Below are 23,758 nucleotides of genomic sequence, written 5' to 3'. Positions count from 1 at the left end.
AACAATCTCCAATTTGCTAATAATTTAAGCGTAGTCGCAAATTCCTATAAAACAATGAGTCACCCATTTACAGATTAGAAAGGCCGCATCACGGCATTACCGCTGCTAGCAAAACCAAGATGTGCTAGCCTCTCCTAGTCAAATGTTTAAATTAAGAGTTGTTATGACACGTTTTATTGCTCTGTTTTCTGTGCTGTTGCTAGCTGGCTGCGCAACCTCGCCTCCGCGCAATGTTGAGAACGCCTGTTACATTTTTAATGAGAAGCCTGACTGGTACAAAGCGTCGATGGCGGCGGAAGAGAAGTGGGGGCTTCCGATGCAGGTTCAGTTGGCGATTATGCGCCAGGAGTCGAGCTTTAAGCACGATGCAGCACCGCCACGAGATACCTTTTTAGGGGTGCCAATGTGGTGGCGGATCTCTTCAGCTTACGGGTATGCACAAGCAAAGGACTCCACTTGGGATTGGTACAAAAGTAAAACGGGCCGATTCTGGGCAAGCCGAGAGAACTATGCCGACGCTGTCGACTTTATGGGTTGGTACGCCGGCATCTCACAACGCACTTTGGGTATCTCTAAATGGGACGCCTACAACCAATACCTTGCATATCACGAAGGCCACGGCGGCTGGAAGAAACAGACCTTCAATAAAAAAGCCTGGTTAATTGGTGTTGCTAAAAAGGTCGATGCCAATGCGCGAATGTATGGCAGTCAGCTGCAAGGTTGTCGCGACCGTCTTAAATCATCTTGGTGGCCGTTCTAGGCCACCGTTACTCAAACCTGATTAAAGGTTTCGATCTGAAGGTTTATCGTTCACGTACGCCACTTCATGAATGAGAAAACCTTAACCACTGCCTCCCCCGTCCCCAAAAGCAGAGCATCACGCCTATTAAGCATGGGCGGATTAGCTACAAAACTTGCTGGAAACGTCTTAACAGAGGGCTCTAAACGCTGGATAAAAGGTGAAGCACCCTCTTTGAATGAGCTGGTTTTAACACCTAAAAATATGGGTGATGTTGCCGATAAACTGGCTCGGATGCGTGGCGCAGCGATGAAATTGGGTCAACTGCTCTCGATGGATGCTGGAACCCTACTCCCGCCTGAGCTGGCAGCTGTCCTAGCTAGGCTACAGTCGCAAGGCGTCATCATGCCTAAGACTCAGCTCATACATACGCTTGAGTCGAGCTGGGGCACTGATTGGATGGATCAGTTTAACTATTTTTCGTTCGACCCCATTGCCGCCGCTTCTATTGGGCAGGTCCACAAAGCACGAACTCTGGATAACAATGAATTAGCAATTAAAATCCAATACCCCGGTGTGGCACAGAGCATCGACAGCGACATAGATAACGTCATTTCACTGCTCAGGCTAAGCGGTTTACTGCCCAAAGGGCTGGATATAGATGAATTGGTTGATGAAGCAAGGCGCCAGCTTCACTTAGAGGCTGATTACTACGCAGAATCAAGGCATTTGACTGATTTTTCCGGCAAGATCAGTAATTTTAGCATCAGTAAAAATCTTATAATGCCAACTTACTTCGCTGAGCTTTCGGAAACTAACATCATGACGATGAGCTTTGTAGAGGGCGTGGGCATTGAAGAGTGGCTAAAAGATCACCCAGAGGATGCCAGCCGCATCATGGGGCTGATGCTGGAACTATTCTTTACTGAACTCCTGCAGATGAACTTAATGCAGACTGACCCCAATCCGGCTAATTTTCATGTTTGCCCAGACACCGGCAAATTGATTCTGTTCGATTTTGGTGCCGTAAGGTCATTTAACCCTCAGTTTGTCGATCGTTACAAACAGGCCATAGACCAGGCCATTGATCAAAACCGAGCAGGCCTTGAAGCGGCATTGGAGGTGCTTGGGTTTTTCAAAAATGGTACCGATGTGGCAAACAAAGCAGCGGTTATCGATATCTTTACCATTGCCGCAGAACCCCTCAGATCAGCAACGCCTTATCATTTTGCTCAGAGTGATATTGCTAAACGCATCCATGAGATTGGTATGAGTGTTAGTAAAGACCCAGATGCGTGGCATACCCCACCGGCCGATGTGCTGTTTTTACATCGTAAAATGGCAGGGCTTTATCTAATGGCCGCAAAGCACAAGGCTGTTGTTGATACACGAACTATCTATCAACAAATTAGTGGTTAATAAGGTTTTTATTTGAAGGCATTAACAGACTGAACTATGCTGAATCTAATCTCAGATTTGGTATTCAAGATGCTAAGTGACAAGGTCATAACACCGATCGACTACTCAAAATTGGGCTGTAAGCAGTGCCTAAATGGTGAGGTGTTGGGCTTTGATTTCACTATGGCCTTCCAACCCATTGTTGATCTCCGCCATCAGACGATTTTTGCCCAAGAGGCACTCGCAAGAGGGCTTAACGGCGAGGGGGCCGGATCAGTCTTTGAACAGGTCAATGAACAGAACCTCTATCGCTTTGACCAGACTTGTCGCGTTAAAGCCATTGAGATTGCGTCGCGTTTTGACGATGAGTCGCTCCTCAGTATCAACTTCATGCCCAGGGCTATCTATAAGCCTGAGCTGTGTATTCGCACCACACTCGAAGCGGCAAAAGTCTATTCGATTGATCCCAAAAGGTTGATTTTTGAGTTCAGCGAAACTGAGCGTGTCGACGATATTGCTCACCTGAAACGAACGATTGAGTTTTATAAGGAGCAGGACTTTAAGACAGCTATGGACGATTTTGGTTCTGGGTACTCAGGTTTAAATATGCTGACGGAATTTAAGCCTGATCTGATCAAGCTCGATATCCAGCTGATCCATGAAATTGACCACTCAAAGACACGTTTTGCAATCATTAAGTCTGTGAAAACGATGTGTGATGATCTTGGTATTCAGATCATTGCGGAAGGTGTCGAAACCGTTGAAGAGAAGCAGACATTGCAGGAACTAGGAATCTACTACCAGCAAGGTTTCTTATTCGCCAAGCCTGCTTTTGAAACACTGCTTAAAACTGAAGAGTTGAGCCAGCTTTCACAATAGGTAAACCCACTACTGACTCTCAAGTTCTTGAATCTTCTTGTAGGTAGCCTCAGCTTTGCTCGTTAACTGTGAGTAACCCGCAATATCCCCATTGCGCTGCAACTGCATCGCCTGCTCTGTTAGCTCTGCATACTCTTTTTTTAACTTCTTCAATGGATCTTTCTTAAATAAACCAAACATCTCTAATCTCCCCAGTTTGTCCTCTCTACGCAACAGACATTCAATAGGTTTGGTATTACTATCTTCAATCACACCATCAATAGATGATTTACTCGATGCTAAACGAAAATACTGCAATTCAAGCTATCCCCACCAATATCATTACAGGGTTTTTAGGGGCCGGTAAGACCTCTGCCATCGTTCATCTGCTGCAGCACAAACCTAAACATGAACGTTGGGCCATTTTAGTTAATGAGTTTGGCGAGATCGGTATCGATGGCAGCTTGATGCAAGGCCAATACTCAGAAGAACAGGGAGTATTCATAAGGGAAGTACCGGGCGGTTGTATGTGCTGTGCAGCAGGGTTGCCGATGCAGATCGCCTTGAACATGTTACTGGCAAAAGCGAAGCCCGATCGCCTTCTGATTGAGCCCACTGGCTTGGGCCACCCTAAAGAGGTGCTAGAAGTTCTCTCCAATGAACACTATCAGGATGTTCTTTCGATTCAAAAAATCATCACACTGGTTGATGCGCGTCAGCTTAAAGATGAACGCTATACATCGCATGAGACCTTTAATCAGCAAATTGCGATTGCCGATGTCGTTATTGGTAATAAACAAGATCTTTACGATGAGGGAGATAAAGAGCGTCTATCACAGTATATAGACGAGCATTTTTCCCCAAGCAAACCACTCGCGTTTACCGAACAGGGTCAGCTCGACCCTAGCCTGCTGTCTGGCAGCACCCATGCTAAGGCTGCTCATGCACACCATCACCATTCGCACCAATCAGTTCTGGCAAGCGAACAGCCTCTCCCTGAAATTGGTTTTCTTAAAGCAGAAAACCTAGGCGATGGATTCTTAAGTGCTGGGTGGCGATTTGATCAGCGATACCAGTTTGATCGATCCAAACTCTATCTCTTCTTATCGGGCTTAGAGGTTGAGCGGATGAAAGCGGTGTTTATCACCAATGAGGGGCTATTTGGCTACAACTTGGCGGATGGATCCCTAAAAGAGTTACCAATCGATGTGTGTGACGAGAGTCGCATTGAGATGATTGCAGCGCGTCTTGATGATGACTGGGAATCACAGATTTTAGGCTGCGCAGTCGATAGTGAATGACCTGATTTGCTTTGTTGGGCGTAGATGTCTGAAAGGAGATTTTTATGAGCAACAATGCACCACTTCCCTGCCGCGGCTGTTTACCTAACTGCCCAAACCGTAAAACCTGTAATGGAAAACCTTGGGCCATGCAAAAACCAAACACGACCAAACCTCATTAAAACTTATGGTTAAACCATTAGCGACGCTTCTAATAGCGGCTTTTTTAGCCGGTTGTAGTACTCAAGATTGGCGAACCGCCAAACGCGATAGTGCTGAAATCGCACCGCTACCCAGTGAGCACCCTGAGGCGGTTATCCAGGTCTACGGAGCAGATCTTTTCGGTGTGCGTGGCTACTTTGCTGTGCATACATGGATCTCCACCAAGCAGAAAAATGCACAACACTACACCGTTTACGACGTTGTCGGTTGGCGCACCGGACGCGGATTGCCTGCCCTACAAATCAAACAGGATATCCCTGATCGCTACTGGTATAACTCTAAACCAGAGCTCATTTTGGACATTCGCGGCGCTGAAGCAGAACGCTTGATTCCTAAAATTGACGAAGCAGCCAAACGCTACCCTTGGGCTAACGAATACACTCTCTTTCCCGGCCCAAACAGTAATACCTTTCCTGCCTGGATTGGTCAGCAAGTCCCTGAGCTTGGTTTGAAGATGCCTTTTAAAGCATTCGGTTCAGGGTATGCAGATTAAATCAGCGTTTAGCTAAACACTCCGTGAACTCATCGACCAAGCCCTGCATGAAGTTGACGTATGCTCCTTGCGCGAGAGCAACATCGGAGGCCAACGGGTCCAGTTCACCGACATGAACTTCAAATCCTCGTGTAATCGAGTCGATCAAAGCAGGTCGATACTGTGGCTCTTTAAAGACACATGAAACGCCACTATGCTCCAACGTCTCACGAAGTTCGGCTAAATGTTTGGCACCTGGCTTAAGTTCGGGGCTGACTGTGAAGTAGCCAACCTGGTTAAGATCAAAGTGATTCACAAAGCCATCGTAGGCGTCATGGAAAACCAGAAAGCCCTTTTGGTGAACGGGCTCTAATTGCTCTTTTGCTTGGCTTTCGAACTGTTTCAGTGACGCTAAGAAAGCGGTCTCGTTCTCTTTGATTTGTGAGGCTTTAGCAGGAAAGTGGTGCTGAAGTTCAACCGACAGCTCTTCCGCAAAGTGCTCAACGGTCTCGATATCTAGCCAAGGGTGCAGACCGGCATGATCATGACCTTCATGCTCATCATGAGCATCGTGATGTTCCTCTTCATGTTCATGGCCTTCGTGTTCATCGTGATGATGCTCCTCTTCATGATCAGGATCTCTATGATCATCTTCACCATGCTCTGCATGCTCATCAAGCATCGCTAAATGCTCAACCTTAGAAGCATCGATTACTTTCTCTAGATAGGGTTCTATGTCAGGGCCGACCCAAATCAATAAATCTGTATTGTTCAGTCGCTTACGATCGGAGGGACGCAGGGCAAAGTCATGCGGGGAGGCACCGTCTCGCAGAAGAGTATCAACCTCGGCAACATTGACTAAGAGTTCGGCAGTAATAAGGCTCAGCGGTTTAACACTGGCCATCACAGTATCGGCTTGAGCTTGAGTGGATGCTAGTAAGAGAGAGGTAGCAACAGAAGCGGTAAATTTGTGTGTCATTGGGTACAATGCCTATAAACCAGAAAATGTATTGTTATAATATAACAATAATTGAGATAAAGCATGCTTGAAATCAACGACGCATTCAATTCAGACCACAACCACGATCACTGCGTCAGTGGTGCGTTAGATAACGCCAAGGCGATCTGCCAAGAGAGTGGCCAGCGTCTGACTCCTATTCGCGAGTTAGTGTTACGACTCGTCTGGAGCTCCCATAAGCCACTGGGTGCCTATGAGTTGTTACCCGCGCTGGCTGACGCGGGCTTTAACTCAGCGCCACCGACGGTCTATCGGGCATTGGATTTTTTGCATCAGCTGGGGCTCATTCACAAAATCGGATCACTCAACGCTTTTGTTGGATGCTCAAATCCAGAACACCCACATCCATCGGCATTTATGATCTGCAGAGAGTGTAAAACCGCAGCCGAAATTGAGACCAGTGAGCTTCAAGAGAGCTTTAATCGAGTAGCTAATACGCACGGCTTTCAGCTTGAGGAAGAGAATATCGAGCTGTTAGGTCTTTGCAGCGATTGTCGTGGGAGTGAATCATGAGTAATCCAGATCTGGCCAGATTGGACGGGGTCAGTTTGCGCTTTGGTAATAAATCGGTGCTCAACAATGTGAACCTGCCACTGCATAACGACTGCATCACCACACTGATCGGACCCAACGGCGCGGGTAAGTCATCACTGGTAAAGGTGTTACTTGGACTGGTGAAACCGACCGAAGGCACTGTTTGGACGAAACCGGGCCTGCGCATCGGGTATATGCCGCAAAAAATTCAGATCGACCGGACACTACCTTTAACCGTTAAACGCTTTTTGCAGATTCCACATGGCTATAACCAAAATGAGATCGAGGCCGCACTCGCTTCGGTGGGTGCTGAACACCTAATCGATTATTCGATTCACGATCTTTCCGGCGGTGAGATGCAGAGAACTCTTCTCGCAAGGGCCCTGTTAAGAAACCCCGATCTATTGGTGCTGGATGAGCCGGTTCAAGGTGTCGATATTAATGGTCAAACCGAACTCTATCGGCTGATCACGGATATCCGTAAAGAACGAAAGTGCGGTGTGTTAATGATTTCACACGACCTGCATCTGGTTATGTCATCGACCGATCACGTCGTCTGTCTGAACAAACATGTCTGCTGCTCGGGACATCCAGAAGCCGTCAGCGCAGACCCTGCCTATATAGAGTTGTTTGGCGCTTCTCACGCGTCAACGCTGGCGCTCTATAATCACCATCACAACCATAGCCACGATATGCATGGTAACGTCGTTGAAGGTGACTGCTGTGGGGGTGATCATGCTTGATTTCATCATCTATGCGTTGATTGCCGGCATAGCAGTCGCCATTGTTGCCGGCCCTTTAGGTGCATTTGTTGTGTGGCGCCGTATGGCCTACTTCGGTGACACCTTGGCTCACTCAGCTCTACTCGGCATCGCACTGGGTATTCTGTTTGATATCAACCTGAGCTTAGCCGTCGTGCTCTGCTGTGTAGCGCTGGCGCTTGGTTTAGTCGCAATGCAGCGCCAACACTGGATAGCCACCGATACGTTGTTGGGGATTATGGCGCACAGTGCGCTATCACTGGGTCTGGTCGCCATATCACTACTGGATAACGTTCGCATAGACCTTCAGGCCTACCTGTTTGGGGATCTATTAGCGATAACTCCCGAAGACCTTAAGTGGATTCTGTTGGGAGGCATAGCCGTCTTAGCCGCGATCTACTGGCTTTGGAAACCACTACTCGCCATTACGATTAACGAGGAGCTGGCCCAAGTAGAGGGGATACAGGTTGCTCGCTATAGACTCGCCCTAATGTTGTTAATCGCCATGGTGATTGCCGGTGCGATGAAACTGGTTGGTGTGCTGCTCATTACCTCTCTATTGATCATGCCGGCTGCAGCGGCGCGGCGTATGTCTGCCACGCCTGAACAGATGGCTATCTTTGCCAGTATGCTTGGGTCTATCGCGGTTGTTGGAGGCATTGCGCTCTCTTGGTTTGCGGACACTCCAGCGGGCCCGAGTGTCGTTGTCTGCGCACTGGTGATCTTCTTATTGATCTTCTTCGCACCCCGGGCACGGGCATGATTCAACTGAATGATTGGAGCATGCATCAGCGTGTTTGGGCGCTGGCCTGGCCGATGCTGCTATCCAACATCACTGTTCCCCTTTTGGGTCTTGTCGATAGCGCCGTTGTCGGCCATTTGGATGATCCGAAGCATTTAGGGGCGGTGGCAATTGGAGCCACACTGTTTACCACCATCTACTGGGCGTTTGGATTCTTACGAATGGGAACCACTGGGCTGATTGCACAGGCTGTGGGACGCCAAGATGGCAATGCAAATAGGACCTTTTTAGCGCAAGCAACCCTCATCGCACTGGGGCTCGGCAGCCTTATGTGGCTAGCACAAATCCCCATACTCACTTTGGGTTTAGAGTGGATGGGTGCCGATTCCGATGTCCACGACACCGCTCGAAGCTATGCCGATATTCGAATCTACGGTGCTCCAGCGGCGCTGTTCAACTACGTCTTAGTGGGCTGGTTTGTCGGTAATCAAGATACACGCTCACCCCTGATCATTATGACCGTCGTCAACCTGACGAATCTGGTGTTAGATCTGCTGTTTGTGCTCGGTTTCGGCTGGGGCGCAGAGGGTGTCGCCAGTGCAACACTGATAGCTGAATACACCGGTGTGGTTCTTGGGTTACTGCTGATGAAGCGCCATCTAAACCTGATTGATGGTGCAATTTTGCCAAACTCACTTCGTCAACTGTCAGCCTATCGCGCGATTTTTACCGTGAATAAGTACCTATTTGTTCGGACCGCGTCACTGCTCTTTATGTTTGCTTTCTTCACCTCACAAGGTGCGCGACTTGGAACGGATATACTGTCGGCTAATGCTCTCCTGTTGAACTTCTTGATGCTGATCTCGCACGCTCTCGATGGATTCGCCCACGCTGCTGAGGCGATCTGTGGTCGCTATGCGGGTGCCAAGGATCGATACAACTTCTACCGCGCCATGAAGAGTTCAGCTCTCTGGTCCTTGTTGTTTGCGCTGGGGCTTACACTCACGTTTATGTTGGGTGGGCACTCTATTCTGAGCCTGATGACCGACATTGAATCGGTATTGGATGTCGCACAGGACTATTTGATCTTTATCTGGGTGCTTCCATTGATCGCTGTATGGAGCTATTTCCAGGATGGTGTTCTTGTCGGCACGACTCAATCTAAAGCGATGCTGCAGATCATGGTCGTCACTGTGTTTGGCACGTTTTTACCCCTCTGGTGGCTAACACAAGATCTAGGTAATACCGGCCTATGGTTATCATTCACCGCGGCATTTTTGGTCAGAGCATTGATGGGGTTCTGGATTTTCCACCGCTATAACCAGCGTGGGGTTTGGTTTAAGGCGTAATCCAATCCTAAATAACATTTGAAGGTGGTGTCAGGCTGAAGGCCAGATACCGTTGCAACAAGACCCGCCACAAAGTCCCCGTGTCTGGCTTTCAGCCTGACACGACTATCTCTGCGTCACTGTTTGCCTGCGGCAATTCGTTCCTACGGCCGAACTCTTTTTAAAAAGTTGTATCAAACTGAAATAGTGATACCCTATTCGTACTGACGTTTGTCATGACAAATATCGAGGTTTCTATGGAAAGTCGAATTCAGTTCCGCGTTGATGAAGAGACAAAACAACTTGCGCAGAAAATGGCTGCAAGCCAAGGCCGAACTTTGAGTGATGCATGCCGAGAACTTACCGAACAACTTGCTGAAGAGCAGAGAAAGGTTGCTAGTCAAGAAAGCTGGCTTGCCGATCAAATCAATGAAGCTTTTGCTCGATACGATGCCGGCAGTACTACTTTTTATACTGGAAATGATGCCAAGATTGAGATGGAAAAGCGCAAAGCTAAAATCCGTGCGGCTAACAAAGCATGATTCTATGGGAGCAAGAATCGCTTAATGATCGTGAGAAGATATTCGCCTATCTTTACCAATACAATCCCGAGGTGGCTGAGAAAACTGATGATTTAATCGTCAAGCAGGTTTCTAACCTCTTAGATCATCCTAAATTGGGTATTAAACGAGTGGGAGTACGCGGACGTCGATTGATATTGCCAGAACTTTCTTTGATAGTGGCTTATGAAACCTCAGATCGAGGTATTCACATATTAAGAGTTCTGCATCAAAAGCAGCAGTTTCCTCACATATCTGTTTAACCTACCCATAAAGTGGTGTCAGGCTGAAGGCCAGACACCGGGGCATAAGTCGATGCAGCGCTGGTAGGCGGGGCAGGTCTCTAGGTGATCGTTGACGAAGCCGGTGGCCTGAAGGTAGGCGTAGACGATGGTTGAGCCGAAGAAACGGATGCCGCGTTTTTTAAGGTCTTTCGCAATCTGCTTTGAGAGATCGGTTTCTGCAGGTATATCGGCTAGCGTTTTGGGTCTGTTCACGATCACTTTACTCTCCATAAACGACCACAAGTATTTCGCAAAACCACCGAACTCCGTCGAAATAGCCAAAAATTGCTTGGCATTATTAATAGAGGCTTCGATTTTGGCGCGATTACGAATGACTCTGGCATCAGCCAGCATCGCCTCTATCTCTTTCTCCCCAAACTGAGCCACGAGCTCGGGTTCAAAATTACGATAGTGGTGACGGTAGCCTTGCCGTTTATTTAATACGGTGCGCCAGCTTAAACCCGCTTGTGCGGACTCTAGAACCATAAACTCAAACAGTGTTCGGTCATCAGTTCGCAGTAAACCCCACTCTTGGTCGTGGTAACGATGCTCTATCTCAGACTGACGTGCCCAGCCACAGATATCAGCATCTTGGCTCACGTCAGTGGTCCTTTTTCTGCAAATTAGGGTTAGTAAAGAACTGCAGCGGCTGAGCTTCTACTTCCGTTGCTGGCGTATTCTTTAACGGATCCACACCCTCTTTAGAGACTCGGGTCTCAAGCTCTTTGGGCTCTGGACGGCCGTCAAGGCGCATGCTGTCTTCAAACCCGCATTTAACACATTCACGATACTCACGCTCTTCGTCGCGATACATTCGTGTACTATCCATAGCGGCACAGCGTGGACAGACAACACCGGCGACAAAGCGTTTAACTGGTTTCATAGCAGCTCCTTCGCTTAATTAAGCGGCAATACCTGAGTGGCGAAGCAAAGCATCCACTTCAGGTTCACGGCCACGGAACGCGACAAATAGCTCCATTGGCTCTTTAGAGCCGCCCTTCTCAAGGATTTCAGTTCGGAAGGATGCACCAGTCTCCTGATTAAAGATACCCTCCTCTTCGAAACGCGAGAACGCGTCGGCCGATAGAACTTCAGCCCATTTATAGCTGTAGTAGCCGGCTGCATAGCCGCCTGCAAAGATGTGGCTAAAGCTGTGCTGGAAACGGTTGAATGCAGGTGGATTCAATACCGCCACCTGTTCACGAACACGGTTCAAAACAGACTGAACTGACGTTTGACCAGGCTCAAAATCAAGATGAAGTATGAAATCGAACAGCGAAAACTCAAGCTGACGCACCATTAACATGCCCGATTGGAAATGCTTAGCCGAGAGCATGCGATTCAGCATATCTTCTGGCAGAGGCTCACCTGTCTCATGGTGGCCTGAGATCAGTGCCAGAGCTTCTGGCTCCCAACACCAGTTCTCCATGAACTGACTGGGCAGTTCGACAGCATCCCAGGCCACGCCATTAATTCCACTGATATCGGCATGTTCCATTTGCGTCAGCATGTGATGCAGACCGTGGCCAAACTCGTGGAACAGTGTCGTTACTTCATCATGGGTTAGTAGCGCAGGCTGGCCCTCTAACGGCGCCGTGAAGTTACAGACTAGATACGCCACGGGCAGTTGAATATCACCATTGATGTTACGGCGAACACGACAGTCATCCATCCATGCACCACCACGTTTACCGGCACGAGCAAATGGATCTAGGTAACAGTTTGCGAGTACCTGACCATCACGCTTCAACTCAAACAGTCGAACATCGTCATGGTAGGTATCAAACTCTTTCAGTTCAGTAACGCTGACACCAAAGAGGCGCTCGGTTACTGCGAACAGCCCATCCAACACTTTAGGGAGTGGGAAGTAGGGACGCAGCTCTTGCTGGGAAATGTTGAAGCGTTGCTGTTTCAGCTTCTCTGCATAGTAGGTGATATCCCAAGCTTGCAGATCGCTCATACCCTCTTCTGATTGAGCAAAAGCGGTCAGCTCTTCTAACTCTTTAGCGGCTTGAGGACGGCTTTTAGCTGCTAAGTCCTCAAGGAAGTTCACCACCTGATCGGTAGATTGAGCCATTTTAGTGGCCAGTGAATATTCCGCGTAATTGGTAAACCCAAGCAACTTCGCCAACTCAAGGCGCAGGGTCAGGATCTGCTCAATGAGATCGGTGTTATCCCACTCACCCGCTTTTGGCCCCTGATCAGAAGCACGAGTCGCATAGGCCGTATAGAACTCTTCACGCAGCTGACGATTATCAGCCTGCAGCATCACGGCATGATAAACAGGGAAGTCGAGTGTTAGCACCCAGCCCTCTAACTGTTCACTTTCAGCCGCCTGCTTAGCCGCTTCAAGGACATGATCGGGCAACCCAGCTAACTCGGTCTCATCGGTAACATGCTTGGTCCAACCCTGCGTTGCATCCAAGACGTTCTCAGAGAATTTAGTGGTCAACTCAGAGAGTTTTAGTTGCAGCTCGGCGTAACGTTTTTGTTTCTCTTCTGGCAGACCAATACCCGCTAGACTGAAGTCACGAAGTGAGTTAGTAATCACTTTCTTTTGGGCATCTGAAAGTTCAGAGAAGGCCGCACTTTGACTAAATTGTTCGTACGCTTCATAGAGCTTTTTATTCTGGCCAAGCTCAGTAAAGTATTCAGAGAGTTTAGGTAGGCAGGCGTTGTACGCTTCGCGCATCTCATCGGTATTCGCCACGGCGTTGAGATGAGAGACCGGAGACCAGGCTTGAGCTAATTCATCATTTAGCTGTTCCAGTTCACCCACTAAACTCTGCCAATCCATCAGTGGTTGTTCAGTCATCTTTGCAATACGCTCACGGTTACGCTGCAATAGCTCATCGACGGCGGGAACAACATGCTCAGGTTTGATGGTACTGAATTGTGGCAGTGAAGATGGTTCTAACAGTGGGTTACTCATCGGTCTCTCCGAGATCAAAAACTCTATACGCTTTACTATACAATGGGGTGAGCGGATCAGTTATTCAAGGAATGCGATATGAAACTACGTCCTTTTAAAGGTATCACCCCAACCCTAGGTGATAAGGTCTTTGTTGACCCCAGTGCGGTTGTCATTGGGGATGTGGTGCTGGGTGATGACGCATCCGTTTGGCCGCTGACAGCGATCCGTGGCGATATGAACCATATTCGTATCGGCGCTCGCACCAATGTTCAGGATGGGGCAATCCTGCACATCACTCATGCCAGCAGCTATAATCCTGACGGCTATCCGTTGATTATTGGCGATGAAGTGACCATCGGTCACATGGCGATGCTGCACGGCTGCACCATAGGCAACCGTGTCCTGATTGGTATGTCAGCGACGGTAATGGATGGCGCAATCGTTGAAGATGATGTCGTTGTCGGTGCCGGCGCGCTTGTACCGCCAGGTAAGCGTCTAGAGAGTGGCAAGCTCTACATGGGCCGCCCTGCCAAAGCAGTTCGCGACCTGACCGAAAAAGAGATGAGCTACTTCAGCTACTCTGCTGCCAACTATGTGAAGCTGAAGAATGAGCATCTGGCCGAGGATTGGGCAAATTAAAAATTTGCTGGAGCTTTATTGAGCGAAGCGAAATGAGGCGATATCTCATCGTCTCCTCTGCGAGAAGACTCCAACAGGGGTCTGACCTGTGGTCTGACCCCACTCTAAGAAACGGCAGAGACTAAGCCTTCGCTTTAGACAACTCACGCAAGCGTTTAACAACTTCAGCACCAATAGAGCGTTGGGTGAATACGCCGTCGGCTTTCTCTTTGCCAGCGCTGCGACCCATTAGCAGCTCGAGTGCTTCATCAACGGTTGCGACAGAGTAGATTGAGAAGAGCCCCTCTTTCACGGCATCCACCACTTCCTGTTTCAGCATCAAGTTGCGGACGTTCGCTTTGGGAATAATCACACCCTGTCGACCGGTTAAACCGCGAGACTCACAGAGGTGATAGAAACCTTCAATCTTCTCGTTAACACCACCAATCGCCTGAACTTCACCGTATTGGTTGATGGATCCGGTCATCGCGAACTGCTGTTTGATCGGTATGTGCGTTAACGCTGAGATCAGGGTACAGATCTCCGCCATTGAGGCACTATCACCGTCCACATAACCGTAGGATTGCTCCATCGCTATGCTGGCCGAGATCGCTAACGGGAACTCTTTAGCGTAACGGTGACCCAAGTAACCGGACAGAATTAACACACCCTTTGAGTGAATCGGTTGGCCGAGCGTGACTTCACGCTCAATATCGACGATGCCACGACTACCGGGGTGAACCGTTGCGGTAATGCGTGCCGGCGAACCAAAGCTAACATCACCAACCTGCAGTACCGTCAAACCATTGGATTTACCGATTGCTTCACCATCCGTGTCGATCAGAACAGTCTCGTTGGTAATACCCTCTTGGATCTTTTCAGAGAGGCGCCCGGTTCGACGCTCTTTGGACGACAGTGCCGCGTCGACGTGTGCCGCATCGATGTATTTGTCATTCGATTTGGCGCGACGGTAGTCCGCTTCACAGAGTAGATCGACTAATTCACCGATATGCGCCGATAGAAGATCTTGATCACCCGCCAGTCTAGAGGAGTGCTCAACCAGTCGCGCTACCGCTTCACGAGTTAACGGTGCTAGCTTCTCCTCTTTGGCCAGCGTGCTCATTAGACGGGCGTACTGGCGAATGGTCGCCGGTGTGCGCTCGACATCCTCTTCAAAATCGACCACAACACGGAACATCTTTTCGAAGTCATGATCGAGCTCTTGTAAGAGGTAGTAGATGTTACGGGCGCCAATGAGGACGATCTTCACATCCAGATCGATCTCCTCAGGTGAGAGCGTTACGGTGCTGATACCGGCATACTCACTGACTGGGTTTTCGATGCGAATCGCATGCGCTTTTAACGCTCGCTTCAAGGCGCCATAGACAAAGGGTTGCTCAAAGAGTTTTTCCGCTTCAATGATCAAGTAACCACCATTGGCTCGATGCAGTGCACCCGGACGAATCAGACGGTAGTTGGTGATCATAGCACCCATTTCACTGTTGTACTCGATGCGCCCAAACAGATTTTCATAACTTGGGTGCGCCTCATAGACCACTGGCGCACCTTTGGTCTTCTCATTATCCACGAGCAGATTAAGACCGTAGTTCTCGTTCATGAATTCGCGACGAGCCGTCTCGGATTTGTTCTCAAAAATCCCCTCCGCAATCATCTCACCGGCGTTACGAATCAGATCACGCTCTACATCTTCAAGGTAGCTGTTCACCCCCTTCAGGTTTGAATATTCACCTCGCACCTCTTCAAACAGGGGTTTAATTGCGTGACGAGCGGTGTCACGATCGAGGTAACGCAGTGCTTCAGCGGCCTCACGGCGCCAGCGTGGCATCTCTGTCAGTTGCTCATTAAGCAGCTCTTCCAGTTCGGATATGTGTGTTGAAAAGGCGTCACGGATCTCTTCCGGAAGCGCCGAAAAGACCGCCTCATCGATGGCTTGCCCTTCCGCTACGGGCGTAAATCCAATCGTGCCCGCATCACGATAAACGGCGATGGAGTATTCACGCCCCTGCTTCTCGACCGTCTCTACTGCTTTGTCATAGAGACGGTTGAAGTCACGTTCAATCTTAGATTTTTCACGCTGATAGGCGGGACTTTCAAAGGCAGCAGGCAGCTCAGTGACGACACGGTTAAGAAGCTTACTAAGATCGTGCTGCAACTTAACGGCTTTACCGGCTGGGAGGCGCAGCGCTTGTGGATGACGGGTGTCTTGGATGTTCTTCAGGTAACACCAATCGTATGGCTTGGATTGGCTTTTGGCTGCCTCACGCAGATTCTCCATCGCAAAAGAGAATCGCCCTGTGTGCGGGTTACCCATCACAAACAGATTGTAGCCGGGGCGGTTCATACCTACCCCAAACTCCATCGCTTCAAGCGCACGATCTTGACCAAAGAAGCCGGCGAAGCCCTCTAGGTTATCGGTGGTTTTAAACGGGAGAAGATCGGTATCGCAGGTACGGTAGAGTTGATCGACTGAGAGCGGGGCTAGCTTTTCCATGCGGGGCATCCAATACAGCGAATTGATACCCTTAGACTGAAGCGCTCCCCCCTCTAAGTCAATGCTATTTGTGTTGCAGTTCGGATCTGAGCTGATTAAGAATCTCGGCTGTTTCGGGTTTTACCCCTCGCCAAATTGCGAAGGACTCTGCCGCTTGTTCAACCAACATACCCAGACCGTCTATGGCACGTGCTCCATGCTGTTCGCACCAGGCACAAAATGGTGTTTGTTCAGCACCATACATCATGTCATAACCACAACTATTGGCATCGATCGCTTCAGCAGGCACAGGGGGCAACTCACCACCAATACTGGCCGAGGTGCCATTGACGATCAGATCGAAAGCAGGCCCTGTAATGTCATCATAGCCGCAAGCAGAAACGGGAGCGCCCGCAAAGACATCGGCAATAACCTGAGCTTTTGATACCGTGCGATTCGCTATCACAACGCTAGCAACCTGAGCTTCTAACATCGGCTGAATGACACCACGCACAGCACCACCTGCACCCAGTATCAAGACGCGTTTGCCCGCCAATTCCAAACCCAAGTTGTTCTTTAGATCAGTTAACAGACCAATGCCGTCGGTGTTATCAGCACAAATTTCGCCCTGCTCATTTAACCAGAGAGTATTGGCTGCACCGGCTGTCTCAGCGCGCGCCGTGCGCTCCTGTGCCAGCTGCCAAGCCAGCTCTTTAAACGGCAGGGTCACATTAGAGCCCTTGATCTCTCCAGAGGTCAGTTGAACCCTCAGCGTGTCCGTAAAGGTATCCGCCTCTAACAGCTGAGCGGTGTAGTTCAGAGACTCACCCGTTGTCTGAGCAAAGTGGCTATGAATTCTGGGTGACAGGCTATGTTTGATCGGATTGCCTGTCACTCGGTACTGATCGATCATGCTTCTAAGCCTAACCAGTCTCTAGATTGCAGGTAGTAATCAGTCAAACGCGCCTCTTCTGTACCGGGTTCAGGCGCCCAGTTGTAGTCCCAGCGCACTTCCGGTGGAAGCGACATCAGAATCGATTCGGTTCGGCCACCGGTCTGCAATCCAAACAGAGTGCCACGGTCAAACACTAGGTTGAATTCAACGTAACGGCCGCGACGGTGTAATTGGAAATCACGCTCGGCTTCACCATAACGCTCATCACGACGGCGCTCGACAATCGGTACATAGGCTTTAGTGTAGGCATTACCAATGGACTGCATCAGCGCAAAACTTTGATCAAAACCCAACTCATTCAGGTCATCAAAGAAGAGGCCGCCGATACCGCGAGGCTCACCACGATGCTTCAAGAAGAAGTAGTCATCACACCACTTTTTATAGCGTGGGTAGACATCGTCCCCAAAAGGGTCACAAGCGTCTTTAGCCACTTGGTGCCAAAAAACACAATCCTCTTCATTGCCGTAGTAAGGGGTCAAATCAAATCCGCCACCGAACCACCAAACTGGCTCTTCGCCCTCTTTCTCCGCAATGAAGAAACGAACATTGGCATGTGAGGTCGGCACTTTAGGATTTTTAGGGTGCATCACAAGGCTGACACCCATCGCTTCAAAGTTACGGCCTTGAAGCTCAGGACGGTGCGCAGTTGCCGATGCAGGCATCTGATTACCGTGAACATGCGAAAAGTTAACGCCGCCCTTTTCAAACACCGCACCGTTGGTAATGACTCGGCTTCGGCCACCGCCGCCTTCGGGTCGATCCCAAGAGTCCTCAACAAACTCAGCGCCACCATCGGCTGCTGCCAGTTCATTACAGATACGATCCTGAAGATCCATTAAGAAGGCTTTTACTTCTGCTACGCTCGGTTTGCTCATTCGCAATCTCCGTCTCTAAACTCGTAGGGTCTGTCCAGTCAGTGCATCACGAATCACGGATGGTCGATCCGAATCGCCTAATGCGCCCTGAACACGATAATTAATTCTATTTCCAAAGTAAGTACTTACTCTCAACTTACTCTTTGCAGGTACTGCAGATGAGGGGTTAGCCGAGGTTGATACCAACGGCATATCGGCACGGTTGCAGAGCGCCTGCACGATGGGATGTGCAGAGACACGAACAGCAACAGAGCTGTGCTGGCCTTTAACCCACTCAGGGATCATCTCGTCGGTATCCGGTATCAACCAGGTATTGGGTCCAGGCCAGCTTGCCTCAACAACCTGACGCTGCTCGGCTGTCAGATTCTGCAGCAGTGGTTCAACCTGTCCAATATTGGCTGCCACTAATATTAAGCCCTTATGCATAGGGCGGCGTTTAACCGCTAACAGATGTTTCACGGCATGCTCGTTCCAAGGGTCACAACCTAACCCCCAAACCGCCTCTGTAGGATAGGCAATTACGCCACCCTGCTGGACCACTTCTACGGCCTGTTTAATGCTCCAATCATTCACCATAATCAGAATCTTACTTTGGAAAAAACGCTATTCTACCGAAGAACGACGTAACGGGCTCCCTCTCGGCCAATAATTCCTGAGATTTCTAGTTCCACGAGCAGACGTTGAAGCTGCCCAATCGGAATACTGAGCTTTGCTGCAAGCTGATCGGCAGTTAACGGCTGCTGATGCAGTGCACGGATTATGGGATCCTCAGACTCAATGGGCGGCGTCTCAACACGATCTGTAGTAAGCGGTAGATAGAGTGACGCCAATATTTCGGAAACCGTTTCAACCAACTGAGCTCCCTCTTTAATGAGATGGTGACAGCCTCTTGCCAGTTCGTTGGTAATCGCACCCGGTATAGCAAATACCTCCCGCCCCTGCTCCAGCGCCAAACGAGCTGTGACCAGTGATCCACTCTTAATAGTGGCTTCAACGACTAAGGTTCCCAAACTCATACCACTGATGATGCGATTACGCTCTGGAAATAGGTAGGGCCTGGGCTGGATACCGGGCAACTGCTCAGTGACTAACAGCCCGCCTGAGTCCAATATCTGCTGGGCCAGCCGTTGATGCCGTTGTGGATAAACCAGATCTGGGCCGTTTGCCATAACGGCGATTGTTGAACCGGGGCCGGCTTGTATTGCGCCGAGATGAGCTGCGTGATCAATGCCTATGGCTAATCCACTGGTGACATGTACGCCCGATTGGGTTAACTCTTGAGCAAATCGCTGTGCGGTTGCACGGGCCAAGCTGGATGATTTTCGCCCACCCACCATAGCGACTTGAGGGTCGCTCAATGCTTGCACATTGCCTTTTGAGAAGAGCACCACGGGCGGATCGTAGATCGATTTAAGCAATTCGGGATAACGGCTATCTTCAAAGCAGATAACGTCACAATCTATGTTTTTAATGACATTTAGATGCTTTTCGGCATGATCGTAGAGTGACTTTATCTGCCTGACAGCGAACTGACTTTCGTTAAAAAGCTCTAACTGCTCTATTAAGCACTTAGAGTCTTTTAGCCGATCAGGCCAGTCAGTGTGTTGAATGAATTTTAAATTGGAAGCGGGTCGCATAGCCAAAAGGCGCAGTGCAACCCAGTCGATCGATTCGGCTGGCATCCTTGCTCCTGACACTGCACATCCATGTGCAGCGATTGTCTAATATTGTGACGTTAAGGCTGACGAAGCGGGTCGCCAACCTGAATCACTTCGGTTGCACGCATCACCAGTGCATAACTGACCTTGTCGAAGGTTTTGTAGACCATCAACTCACCGGCACGCTCGGCTGGTAGTTGAAGTTTTTCACCTGTTTTAGGGTCACGAATCTCTTCGCCACGATTGTAGATCGCGTAAACACTGCCTGGCTCGATTCCTTCGCGCTCGCCAGCATTGATTGTGACACTGTTAAACTGACCAATGTTGGCAACGCCATTTAACACGGCGATGACTTCAACATTATCGAGCTCTGGACCAGGGCGCGGCATAAACCGAGTCACCAGTGGCGCTTCACCGGTTGGAATCAGAATATCTTTTAAACGCACCTCTTCAGTACTCTTGCGAATATCAACACTGATAGTGTCGCCTTCAGAACCACGAACCAGCGCATCAGCGACGCGATGCAGCTCATAACCCAAAGACTCACCGGTGTTCGGATCTACATACTCGGTCAAAGGACGGTAGAGAGATTGCTGACGACTGTCATCTAACAATTCACCTCGAACATAGACTCGATCGTCATTGGCAGCAAGGATGCGTTGGTTTTTACCACCCAGAACGTAGGGCGCATCCGCTAACATTTGATTATCTACCACTCGGCTATCATTGAGAAAGGCTTGCACATCACGCAGAGGGATCGAAGCGATAGCCTCTTCGCGTGGCACGACTTTGACCTCAGGCGTTAACACCACTGTACCCGGCTTACGACCCAGGCGAGGCTCACCATCTTCCCAGTAGAGGTAGATGACATCTCCAGGATAGATCAGATGAGGGTTGTAGATCTGCGAGTTTACTTCCCAAACCTTAGGCCAGAGCCAAGGGCTTTTGAGAAAACGCGCGGAGATATCCCACAGGGTATCCCCTTTAACAACGGTGTATTCCGAGGGGGCATCTTGCGCCAACTTGATGGTGTCAGCTTGCGCCAGCATAGAGGTTATACCTAATGCAACGGCAGCGATCTGTTTTATCCGTTTAAACATACTATCCTTCAGCGTTTGACGCTTATCTATTCGATTGCACTGCTTAACGTGTACCACATGCAAACAGAGTCCTAATAGGTATAATAGACAATATTAACAATGTTACTAGTTATCCGATTGAGAGAGATCACTAAACGGTATGGCACTGCTTAAAATTTTAGAGTTCCCAGACCCGCGCCTTCGCACCATTGCTGAACCGGTTGAGACGGTCGATGATGAGGTACGCAAGATCATCGATGACATGTTTGAAACCATGTACGACGCTCCGGGCATTGGTCTGGCCGCAACACAGGTCAATATTCATAAACAGATCGTCGTAATCGATATATCCGAAGAGGGCAATGAGCCACTGGTTCTAATTAACCCCTCTTTTGAAGTGTTAACCGACGAGACTGAACAGATGCAAGAGGGTTGCCTCTCTGTCCCTGGCTTCTACGAAAACGTCGTTCGCCCAGAGCGCGTTAAGCTGAATGCGATTGGTCGTGATGGCGAACCTTATGAGTTAATTGCTGACGGTTTGCTAGCGGTCTGTATTCAGCACGAGCTGGATCATCTGAATGGTAAGCTATTTGTTGACCATATCTCTCGATTAAAACGTGATCGAATCCGCGGAAAACTCGAGAAGAAACATAAATTAGAAGCCGCTCAGGCTTAAAGATCAGACAGGCTTGCCGCTCACCTTGGCAAGCCTGTTTCATTTTAGGATATCGAATTGTCTAAAATTATTTTTGCCGGAACCCCAGATTTTGCCGCCTCTCATCTACAGGCTCTGATCGATTCCGGCTTTGATGTGGTAGCCGTTTACACCCAACCCGATCGACCAGCGGGCCGTGGTAGGAAGTTACAAGCGAGCCCCGTTAAGCAGATTGCACTGAAAGCAAATATTCCCGTGTTTCAACCACTCTCACTGCGTGATGAAGCGGCTCAGGCGGAACTGGCTGCGATCGACGCTGATTTAATGATTGTTGTTGCCTACGGCTTGATACTGCCGCAGGTTGTATTGGATACACCAAAACTGGGTTGCGTTAATGTACACGCCTCTATTCTGCCGCGTTGGCGTGGTGCTGCTCCGATCCACCGCGCACTGCTGGCAGGTGACAAAGAGACCGGTGTGACGCTGATGCAGATGGAGGCTGGGCTGGATACTGGGCCTATGCTGGCTAAGGTGTTTACGCCAATCGATAAACAGGAGAGTAGCGGAGAACTGCATGATCGATTAGCAGTACTCGGCTCCAATATGCTGGTTGAGCAACTACCTGCACTGTTAGCAGGCGAGTTAACTCCAGAAATTCAAGACGATGCGTTAGCTAACTACGCCAATAAGCTTGAGAAAGCTGAAGGTAAAATCGACTGGACTGAGTCGGCAGACGCGATCGCCCGTCAGGTTCGCGGCCTCTCTCCTTGGCCAGTGGCTTACACAATCCTTGATGATAAAAGCGTCCGCATCTGGAGAGCGGAAGCACAATCAGAAGCCGGTGATGCTGGCGCTCTGATCAAAGCCGATAAACAGGGTGTCCTGATCGGGTGTGGCGAAGGCTCTTTGCTAATCAAAACCATTCAGATGCCAGGCGGTCGCGCCACTGAAGCGTCGGCACTACTCAATTCAAACAACCACCCGTTTGTAGAGGGTATGCACTTTGAGTAATACCGCTAACCTAAGGGTGCAAGTGGCTGTTTTTCTATCGCAGCTGTTACAACACAACGGTTCACTCTCTAGCCGACTGCCAGGCATGCTCTCTCGAGTTGAACCTCGTGACCGCGCTCTGTTTCAAGAGATCTGCTACGGCACGCTTCGTTTCTATCCACAGCTTGAAGCGCTCAGCCGTGAGTGTCTGCGCAAGCCTTTTAGAGAAGAGGACACTGACGTCTTTGCCCTACTGTTGAGCGCGCTCTACCAATTGAGACATCTCTCGACGGCTGAACATGCTGTCATCAACGAAACCGTTGAAGGCGCTAAGCAGATGGGTAAGCCTTGGGCCGCCAAACTGTTGAACGCCGTACTGCGTCGTTACCAGCGTGAAAAGGATAGTTTAGAAGCTGATATCCAGCAGACCGAGACTGGTCGCTGGAATCACCCTGAGTGGATAATCGCAAAACTCAAACACAACTGGCCCGATCACTGGCAGAGCGTAATGACCGAAAACGATCAGAGCCCACCGATGTGTCTGCGGGTCAATCGTTCGAAAAGCGATCGTGATACCTACCTTAAAATACTTAACAGTGCAGAGATCGAGGCAAGTGCTGGATTGTTCTCGAGCGATGCCATCTACCTAACGACGCCCTGCTCTGTGGATAAGCTGCCACACTTTGCTGAGGGGCATGTCTCGGTTCAGGATGAAGCGGCACAATTGGCTGCAAAACTGCTGGGTGTAAAAGCGGGCGAACGCATACTCGATGCCTGTGCCGCTCCCGGTGGAAAACTCTGCCACCTTCTTGAACTGGAAGATGATATTGAGATCGATGCGCTGGAGTTAGAGCCTCGACGAGTCGCGCGCATCGAAGAGAATTTAGAACGACTAGAGCAGAGTGCGGGTGTCATTGTCGGTGATGCCGCTCAACGGGATTGGTGGAGCGGTGACGCTTACGATCGCATTCTGGTGGATGCGCCCTGTAGTGCTACCGGTGTCATTCGTCGTAATCCTGACATCAAAGTACTGCGTCGTAACGAAGATCTCCTGGGTCTTGCAACCACTCAACTTGAGATCCTTAATAACCTATGGGATATGCTCAAGCCTGGTGGTACATTGCTGTATGCAACCTGCTCAGTGTTCACACAAGAGAACGAGCGTGTTGTCGAACGATTTTTGAAAGAGCACTCGGATGCGAAAGAGTGCAAAATAGTCGCAGAATGGGGCATAGAGAGACCTGCCGGTCGGCAGCTGTTTCCACAAAATGGAGGCCATGATGGCTTCTACTACGCCCGCATCAAGCGAATAGAAGAGGCTTAAGCG

Annotated in this window: 26 protein-coding genes; 15 read left to right on the top strand and 11 right to left on the bottom strand. The window is 49.6% G+C overall.

Annotated elements, in window-relative coordinates; translation table 11 throughout:
• Nucleotides 1-163 precede the first annotated feature (163 nt).
• The 3 genes from XMD579_RS07530 (at nucleotide 164) to XMD579_RS07520 (ending at nucleotide 3,016) form a co-directional block, all read left to right on the top strand.
• The gene (locus tag XMD579_RS07530; protein WP_173482202.1) at nucleotides 164-760 is read left to right on the top strand and encodes a transglycosylase SLT domain-containing protein; all 597 of its coding nucleotides are present in this window, start codon (nucleotides 164-166) and stop codon (nucleotides 758-760) included.
• A gap of 66 nt (nucleotides 761-826) precedes the next feature.
• Entirely contained in the window at nucleotides 827-2,158 is a 1,332-nt protein-coding gene (locus XMD579_RS07525) for an AarF/ABC1/UbiB kinase family protein (protein WP_173483726.1), read from the top strand.
• Nucleotides 2,159-2,194: 36 nt separating this feature from the next.
• Nucleotides 2,195-3,016: an EAL domain-containing protein gene (locus tag XMD579_RS07520; protein WP_254443776.1), complete on the top strand. Its 822-nt coding sequence runs from the start codon at nucleotides 2,195-2,197 to the stop codon at nucleotides 3,014-3,016.
• A gap of 9 nt (nucleotides 3,017-3,025) precedes the next feature.
• On the opposite strand, the gene XMD579_RS07515 is transcribed toward XMD579_RS07520, so the two are convergent.
• Nucleotides 3,026-3,196, bottom strand: coding sequence for a DUF6435 family protein (locus XMD579_RS07515; protein WP_173484668.1), 171 nt, complete (start codon nucleotides 3,194-3,196; stop codon nucleotides 3,026-3,028).
• 95 nt (nucleotides 3,197-3,291) lie between these two features.
• On the opposite strand from XMD579_RS07515, the gene XMD579_RS07510 reads away from it, so the two are divergent.
• Together XMD579_RS07510 and XMD579_RS07505 are read left to right on the top strand one after the other, a co-directional pair.
• Nucleotides 3,292-4,296, top strand: a complete 1,005-nt coding sequence (locus XMD579_RS07510; RefSeq protein WP_173495363.1) for a GTP-binding protein — start codon at nucleotides 3,292-3,294, stop codon at nucleotides 4,294-4,296.
• A 166-nt stretch (nucleotides 4,297-4,462) separates the two neighbouring features.
• Entirely contained in the window at nucleotides 4,463-4,990 is a 528-nt protein-coding gene (locus XMD579_RS07505; RefSeq protein WP_173482197.1) for a DUF3750 domain-containing protein, read from the top strand.
• 1 nt (nucleotide 4,991) lies between these two features.
• Here XMD579_RS07505 and znuA read toward each other — a convergent pair whose 3' ends face one another.
• Nucleotides 4,992-5,948, bottom strand: coding sequence for a zinc ABC transporter substrate-binding protein ZnuA (gene znuA / locus XMD579_RS07500; RefSeq protein ID WP_173483724.1), 957 nt, complete (start codon nucleotides 5,946-5,948; stop codon nucleotides 4,992-4,994).
• 63 nt (nucleotides 5,949-6,011) lie between these two features.
• On the opposite strand from znuA, the gene XMD579_RS07495 reads away from it, so the two are divergent.
• The 6 genes from XMD579_RS07495 (at nucleotide 6,012) to XMD579_RS07470 (ending at nucleotide 10,175) form a co-directional block, all read left to right on the top strand.
• On the top strand, nucleotides 6,012-6,500 hold the full coding sequence (locus tag XMD579_RS07495) for a Fur family transcriptional regulator (protein ID WP_173483723.1): 489 nt from the start codon (nucleotides 6,012-6,014) through the stop codon (nucleotides 6,498-6,500).
• Nucleotides 6,497-7,264, top strand: coding sequence for a zinc ABC transporter ATP-binding protein ZnuC (gene znuC / locus XMD579_RS07490; RefSeq protein WP_173499209.1), 768 nt, complete (start codon nucleotides 6,497-6,499; stop codon nucleotides 7,262-7,264). The genes XMD579_RS07495 and znuC overlap by 4 nt, the downstream gene beginning before the upstream one ends.
• On the top strand, nucleotides 7,257-8,045 hold the full coding sequence (gene znuB / locus XMD579_RS07485; protein ID WP_173482193.1) for a zinc ABC transporter permease subunit ZnuB: 789 nt from the start codon (nucleotides 7,257-7,259) through the stop codon (nucleotides 8,043-8,045). The genes znuC and znuB overlap by 8 nt, the downstream gene beginning before the upstream one ends.
• Entirely contained in the window at nucleotides 8,042-9,373 is a 1,332-nt protein-coding gene (locus XMD579_RS07480; protein WP_173495364.1) for an MATE family efflux transporter, read from the top strand. Before znuB ends, XMD579_RS07480 begins: the two co-directional genes overlap by 4 nt.
• Before the next feature lie 236 nt (nucleotides 9,374-9,609).
• Nucleotides 9,610-9,894 (top strand): damage-inducible protein J, encoded by a 285-nt coding sequence (locus XMD579_RS07475; RefSeq protein ID WP_173506154.1) that lies wholly within the window; start codon nucleotides 9,610-9,612, stop codon nucleotides 9,892-9,894.
• Nucleotides 9,891-10,175, top strand: a complete 285-nt coding sequence (locus XMD579_RS07470; protein WP_173482190.1) for a type II toxin-antitoxin system RelE/ParE family toxin — start codon at nucleotides 9,891-9,893, stop codon at nucleotides 10,173-10,175. Before XMD579_RS07475 ends, XMD579_RS07470 begins: the two co-directional genes overlap by 4 nt.
• Before the next feature lie 18 nt (nucleotides 10,176-10,193).
• Here the strand turns inward: XMD579_RS07470 and XMD579_RS07465 are convergent, their stop codons facing one another.
• Genes XMD579_RS07465 through prlC form a run of 3 tightly spaced genes read right to left on the bottom strand, consistent with a single transcriptional unit; the run spans nucleotide 10,194 to nucleotide 13,128 of the window.
• Nucleotides 10,194-10,796: a DNA-3-methyladenine glycosylase I gene (locus XMD579_RS07465; protein WP_371815198.1), complete on the bottom strand. Its 603-nt coding sequence runs from the start codon at nucleotides 10,794-10,796 to the stop codon at nucleotides 10,194-10,196.
• 1 nt (nucleotide 10,797) lies between these two features.
• Nucleotides 10,798-11,079, bottom strand: coding sequence for a YheV family putative zinc ribbon protein (locus XMD579_RS07460; RefSeq protein ID WP_173482188.1), 282 nt, complete (start codon nucleotides 11,077-11,079; stop codon nucleotides 10,798-10,800).
• A gap of 18 nt (nucleotides 11,080-11,097) precedes the next feature.
• The gene (gene prlC, locus XMD579_RS07455; protein WP_173506153.1) at nucleotides 11,098-13,128 is read right to left on the bottom strand and encodes an oligopeptidase A; all 2,031 of its coding nucleotides are present in this window, start codon (nucleotides 13,126-13,128) and stop codon (nucleotides 11,098-11,100) included.
• A gap of 78 nt (nucleotides 13,129-13,206) precedes the next feature.
• Here prlC and XMD579_RS07450 point away from each other — a divergent pair, with 78 nt between their 5' ends.
• Nucleotides 13,207-13,749, top strand: coding sequence for a gamma carbonic anhydrase family protein (locus XMD579_RS07450; protein WP_173483718.1), 543 nt, complete (start codon nucleotides 13,207-13,209; stop codon nucleotides 13,747-13,749).
• 121 nt (nucleotides 13,750-13,870) lie between these two features.
• Here the strand turns inward: XMD579_RS07450 and XMD579_RS07445 are convergent, their stop codons facing one another.
• From XMD579_RS07445 to XMD579_RS07420, 6 genes are all read right to left on the bottom strand, one after another.
• Nucleotides 13,871-16,240 carry a Lon protease family protein gene (locus XMD579_RS07445; RefSeq protein WP_173483717.1) on the bottom strand — a complete coding sequence of 790 codons (2,370 nt, stop codon included), beginning with the start codon at nucleotides 16,238-16,240 and terminating at the stop codon, nucleotides 13,871-13,873.
• Between the two features lie 64 nt (nucleotides 16,241-16,304).
• A complete protein-coding gene (gene aroE, locus XMD579_RS07440; protein WP_173482185.1) occupies nucleotides 16,305-17,132 on the bottom strand; it encodes a shikimate dehydrogenase in 828 nt (275 codons plus the stop codon).
• Nucleotides 17,129-18,049 (bottom strand): oxygen-dependent coproporphyrinogen oxidase, encoded by a 921-nt coding sequence (hemF, locus tag XMD579_RS07435; RefSeq protein ID WP_173494541.1) that lies wholly within the window; start codon nucleotides 18,047-18,049, stop codon nucleotides 17,129-17,131. Before hemF ends, aroE begins: the two co-directional genes overlap by 4 nt.
• A 15-nt stretch (nucleotides 18,050-18,064) precedes the next feature.
• Entirely contained in the window at nucleotides 18,065-18,625 is a 561-nt protein-coding gene (locus tag XMD579_RS07430; protein WP_173482183.1) for an L-threonylcarbamoyladenylate synthase, read from the bottom strand.
• A 32-nt stretch (nucleotides 18,626-18,657) separates the two neighbouring features.
• On the bottom strand, nucleotides 18,658-19,731 hold the full coding sequence (gene dprA / locus XMD579_RS07425) for a DNA-processing protein DprA (protein ID WP_173482182.1): 1,074 nt from the start codon (nucleotides 19,729-19,731) through the stop codon (nucleotides 18,658-18,660).
• 53 nt (nucleotides 19,732-19,784) lie between these two features.
• Nucleotides 19,785-20,807, bottom strand: coding sequence for a LysM peptidoglycan-binding domain-containing protein (locus tag XMD579_RS07420; protein ID WP_254443775.1), 1,023 nt, complete (start codon nucleotides 20,805-20,807; stop codon nucleotides 19,785-19,787).
• A 139-nt stretch (nucleotides 20,808-20,946) separates the two neighbouring features.
• Here XMD579_RS07420 and def point away from each other — a divergent pair, with 139 nt between their 5' ends.
• Genes def through rsmB form a run of 3 tightly spaced genes read left to right on the top strand, consistent with a single transcriptional unit; the run spans nucleotide 20,947 to nucleotide 23,755 of the window.
• Entirely contained in the window at nucleotides 20,947-21,462 is a 516-nt protein-coding gene (gene def, locus XMD579_RS07415; protein WP_173482181.1) for a peptide deformylase, read from the top strand.
• A gap of 57 nt (nucleotides 21,463-21,519) precedes the next feature.
• Entirely contained in the window at nucleotides 21,520-22,452 is a 933-nt protein-coding gene (gene fmt / locus XMD579_RS07410; protein ID WP_217364103.1) for a methionyl-tRNA formyltransferase, read from the top strand.
• Entirely contained in the window at nucleotides 22,445-23,755 is a 1,311-nt protein-coding gene (rsmB, locus tag XMD579_RS07405) for a 16S rRNA (cytosine(967)-C(5))-methyltransferase RsmB (RefSeq protein ID WP_173506152.1), read from the top strand. The genes fmt and rsmB overlap by 8 nt, the downstream gene beginning before the upstream one ends.
• Nucleotides 23,756-23,758 lie beyond the last annotated feature (3 nt).

This window comes from Marinobacterium sp. xm-d-579 (assembly GCF_013282935.1).
Classification (GTDB): domain Bacteria; phylum Pseudomonadota; class Gammaproteobacteria; order Pseudomonadales; family Balneatricaceae; genus Marinobacterium_E.
Note: the sequence above shows the minus strand (reverse complement) of the source record. Positions and strands in the feature narration are given on the sequence as shown.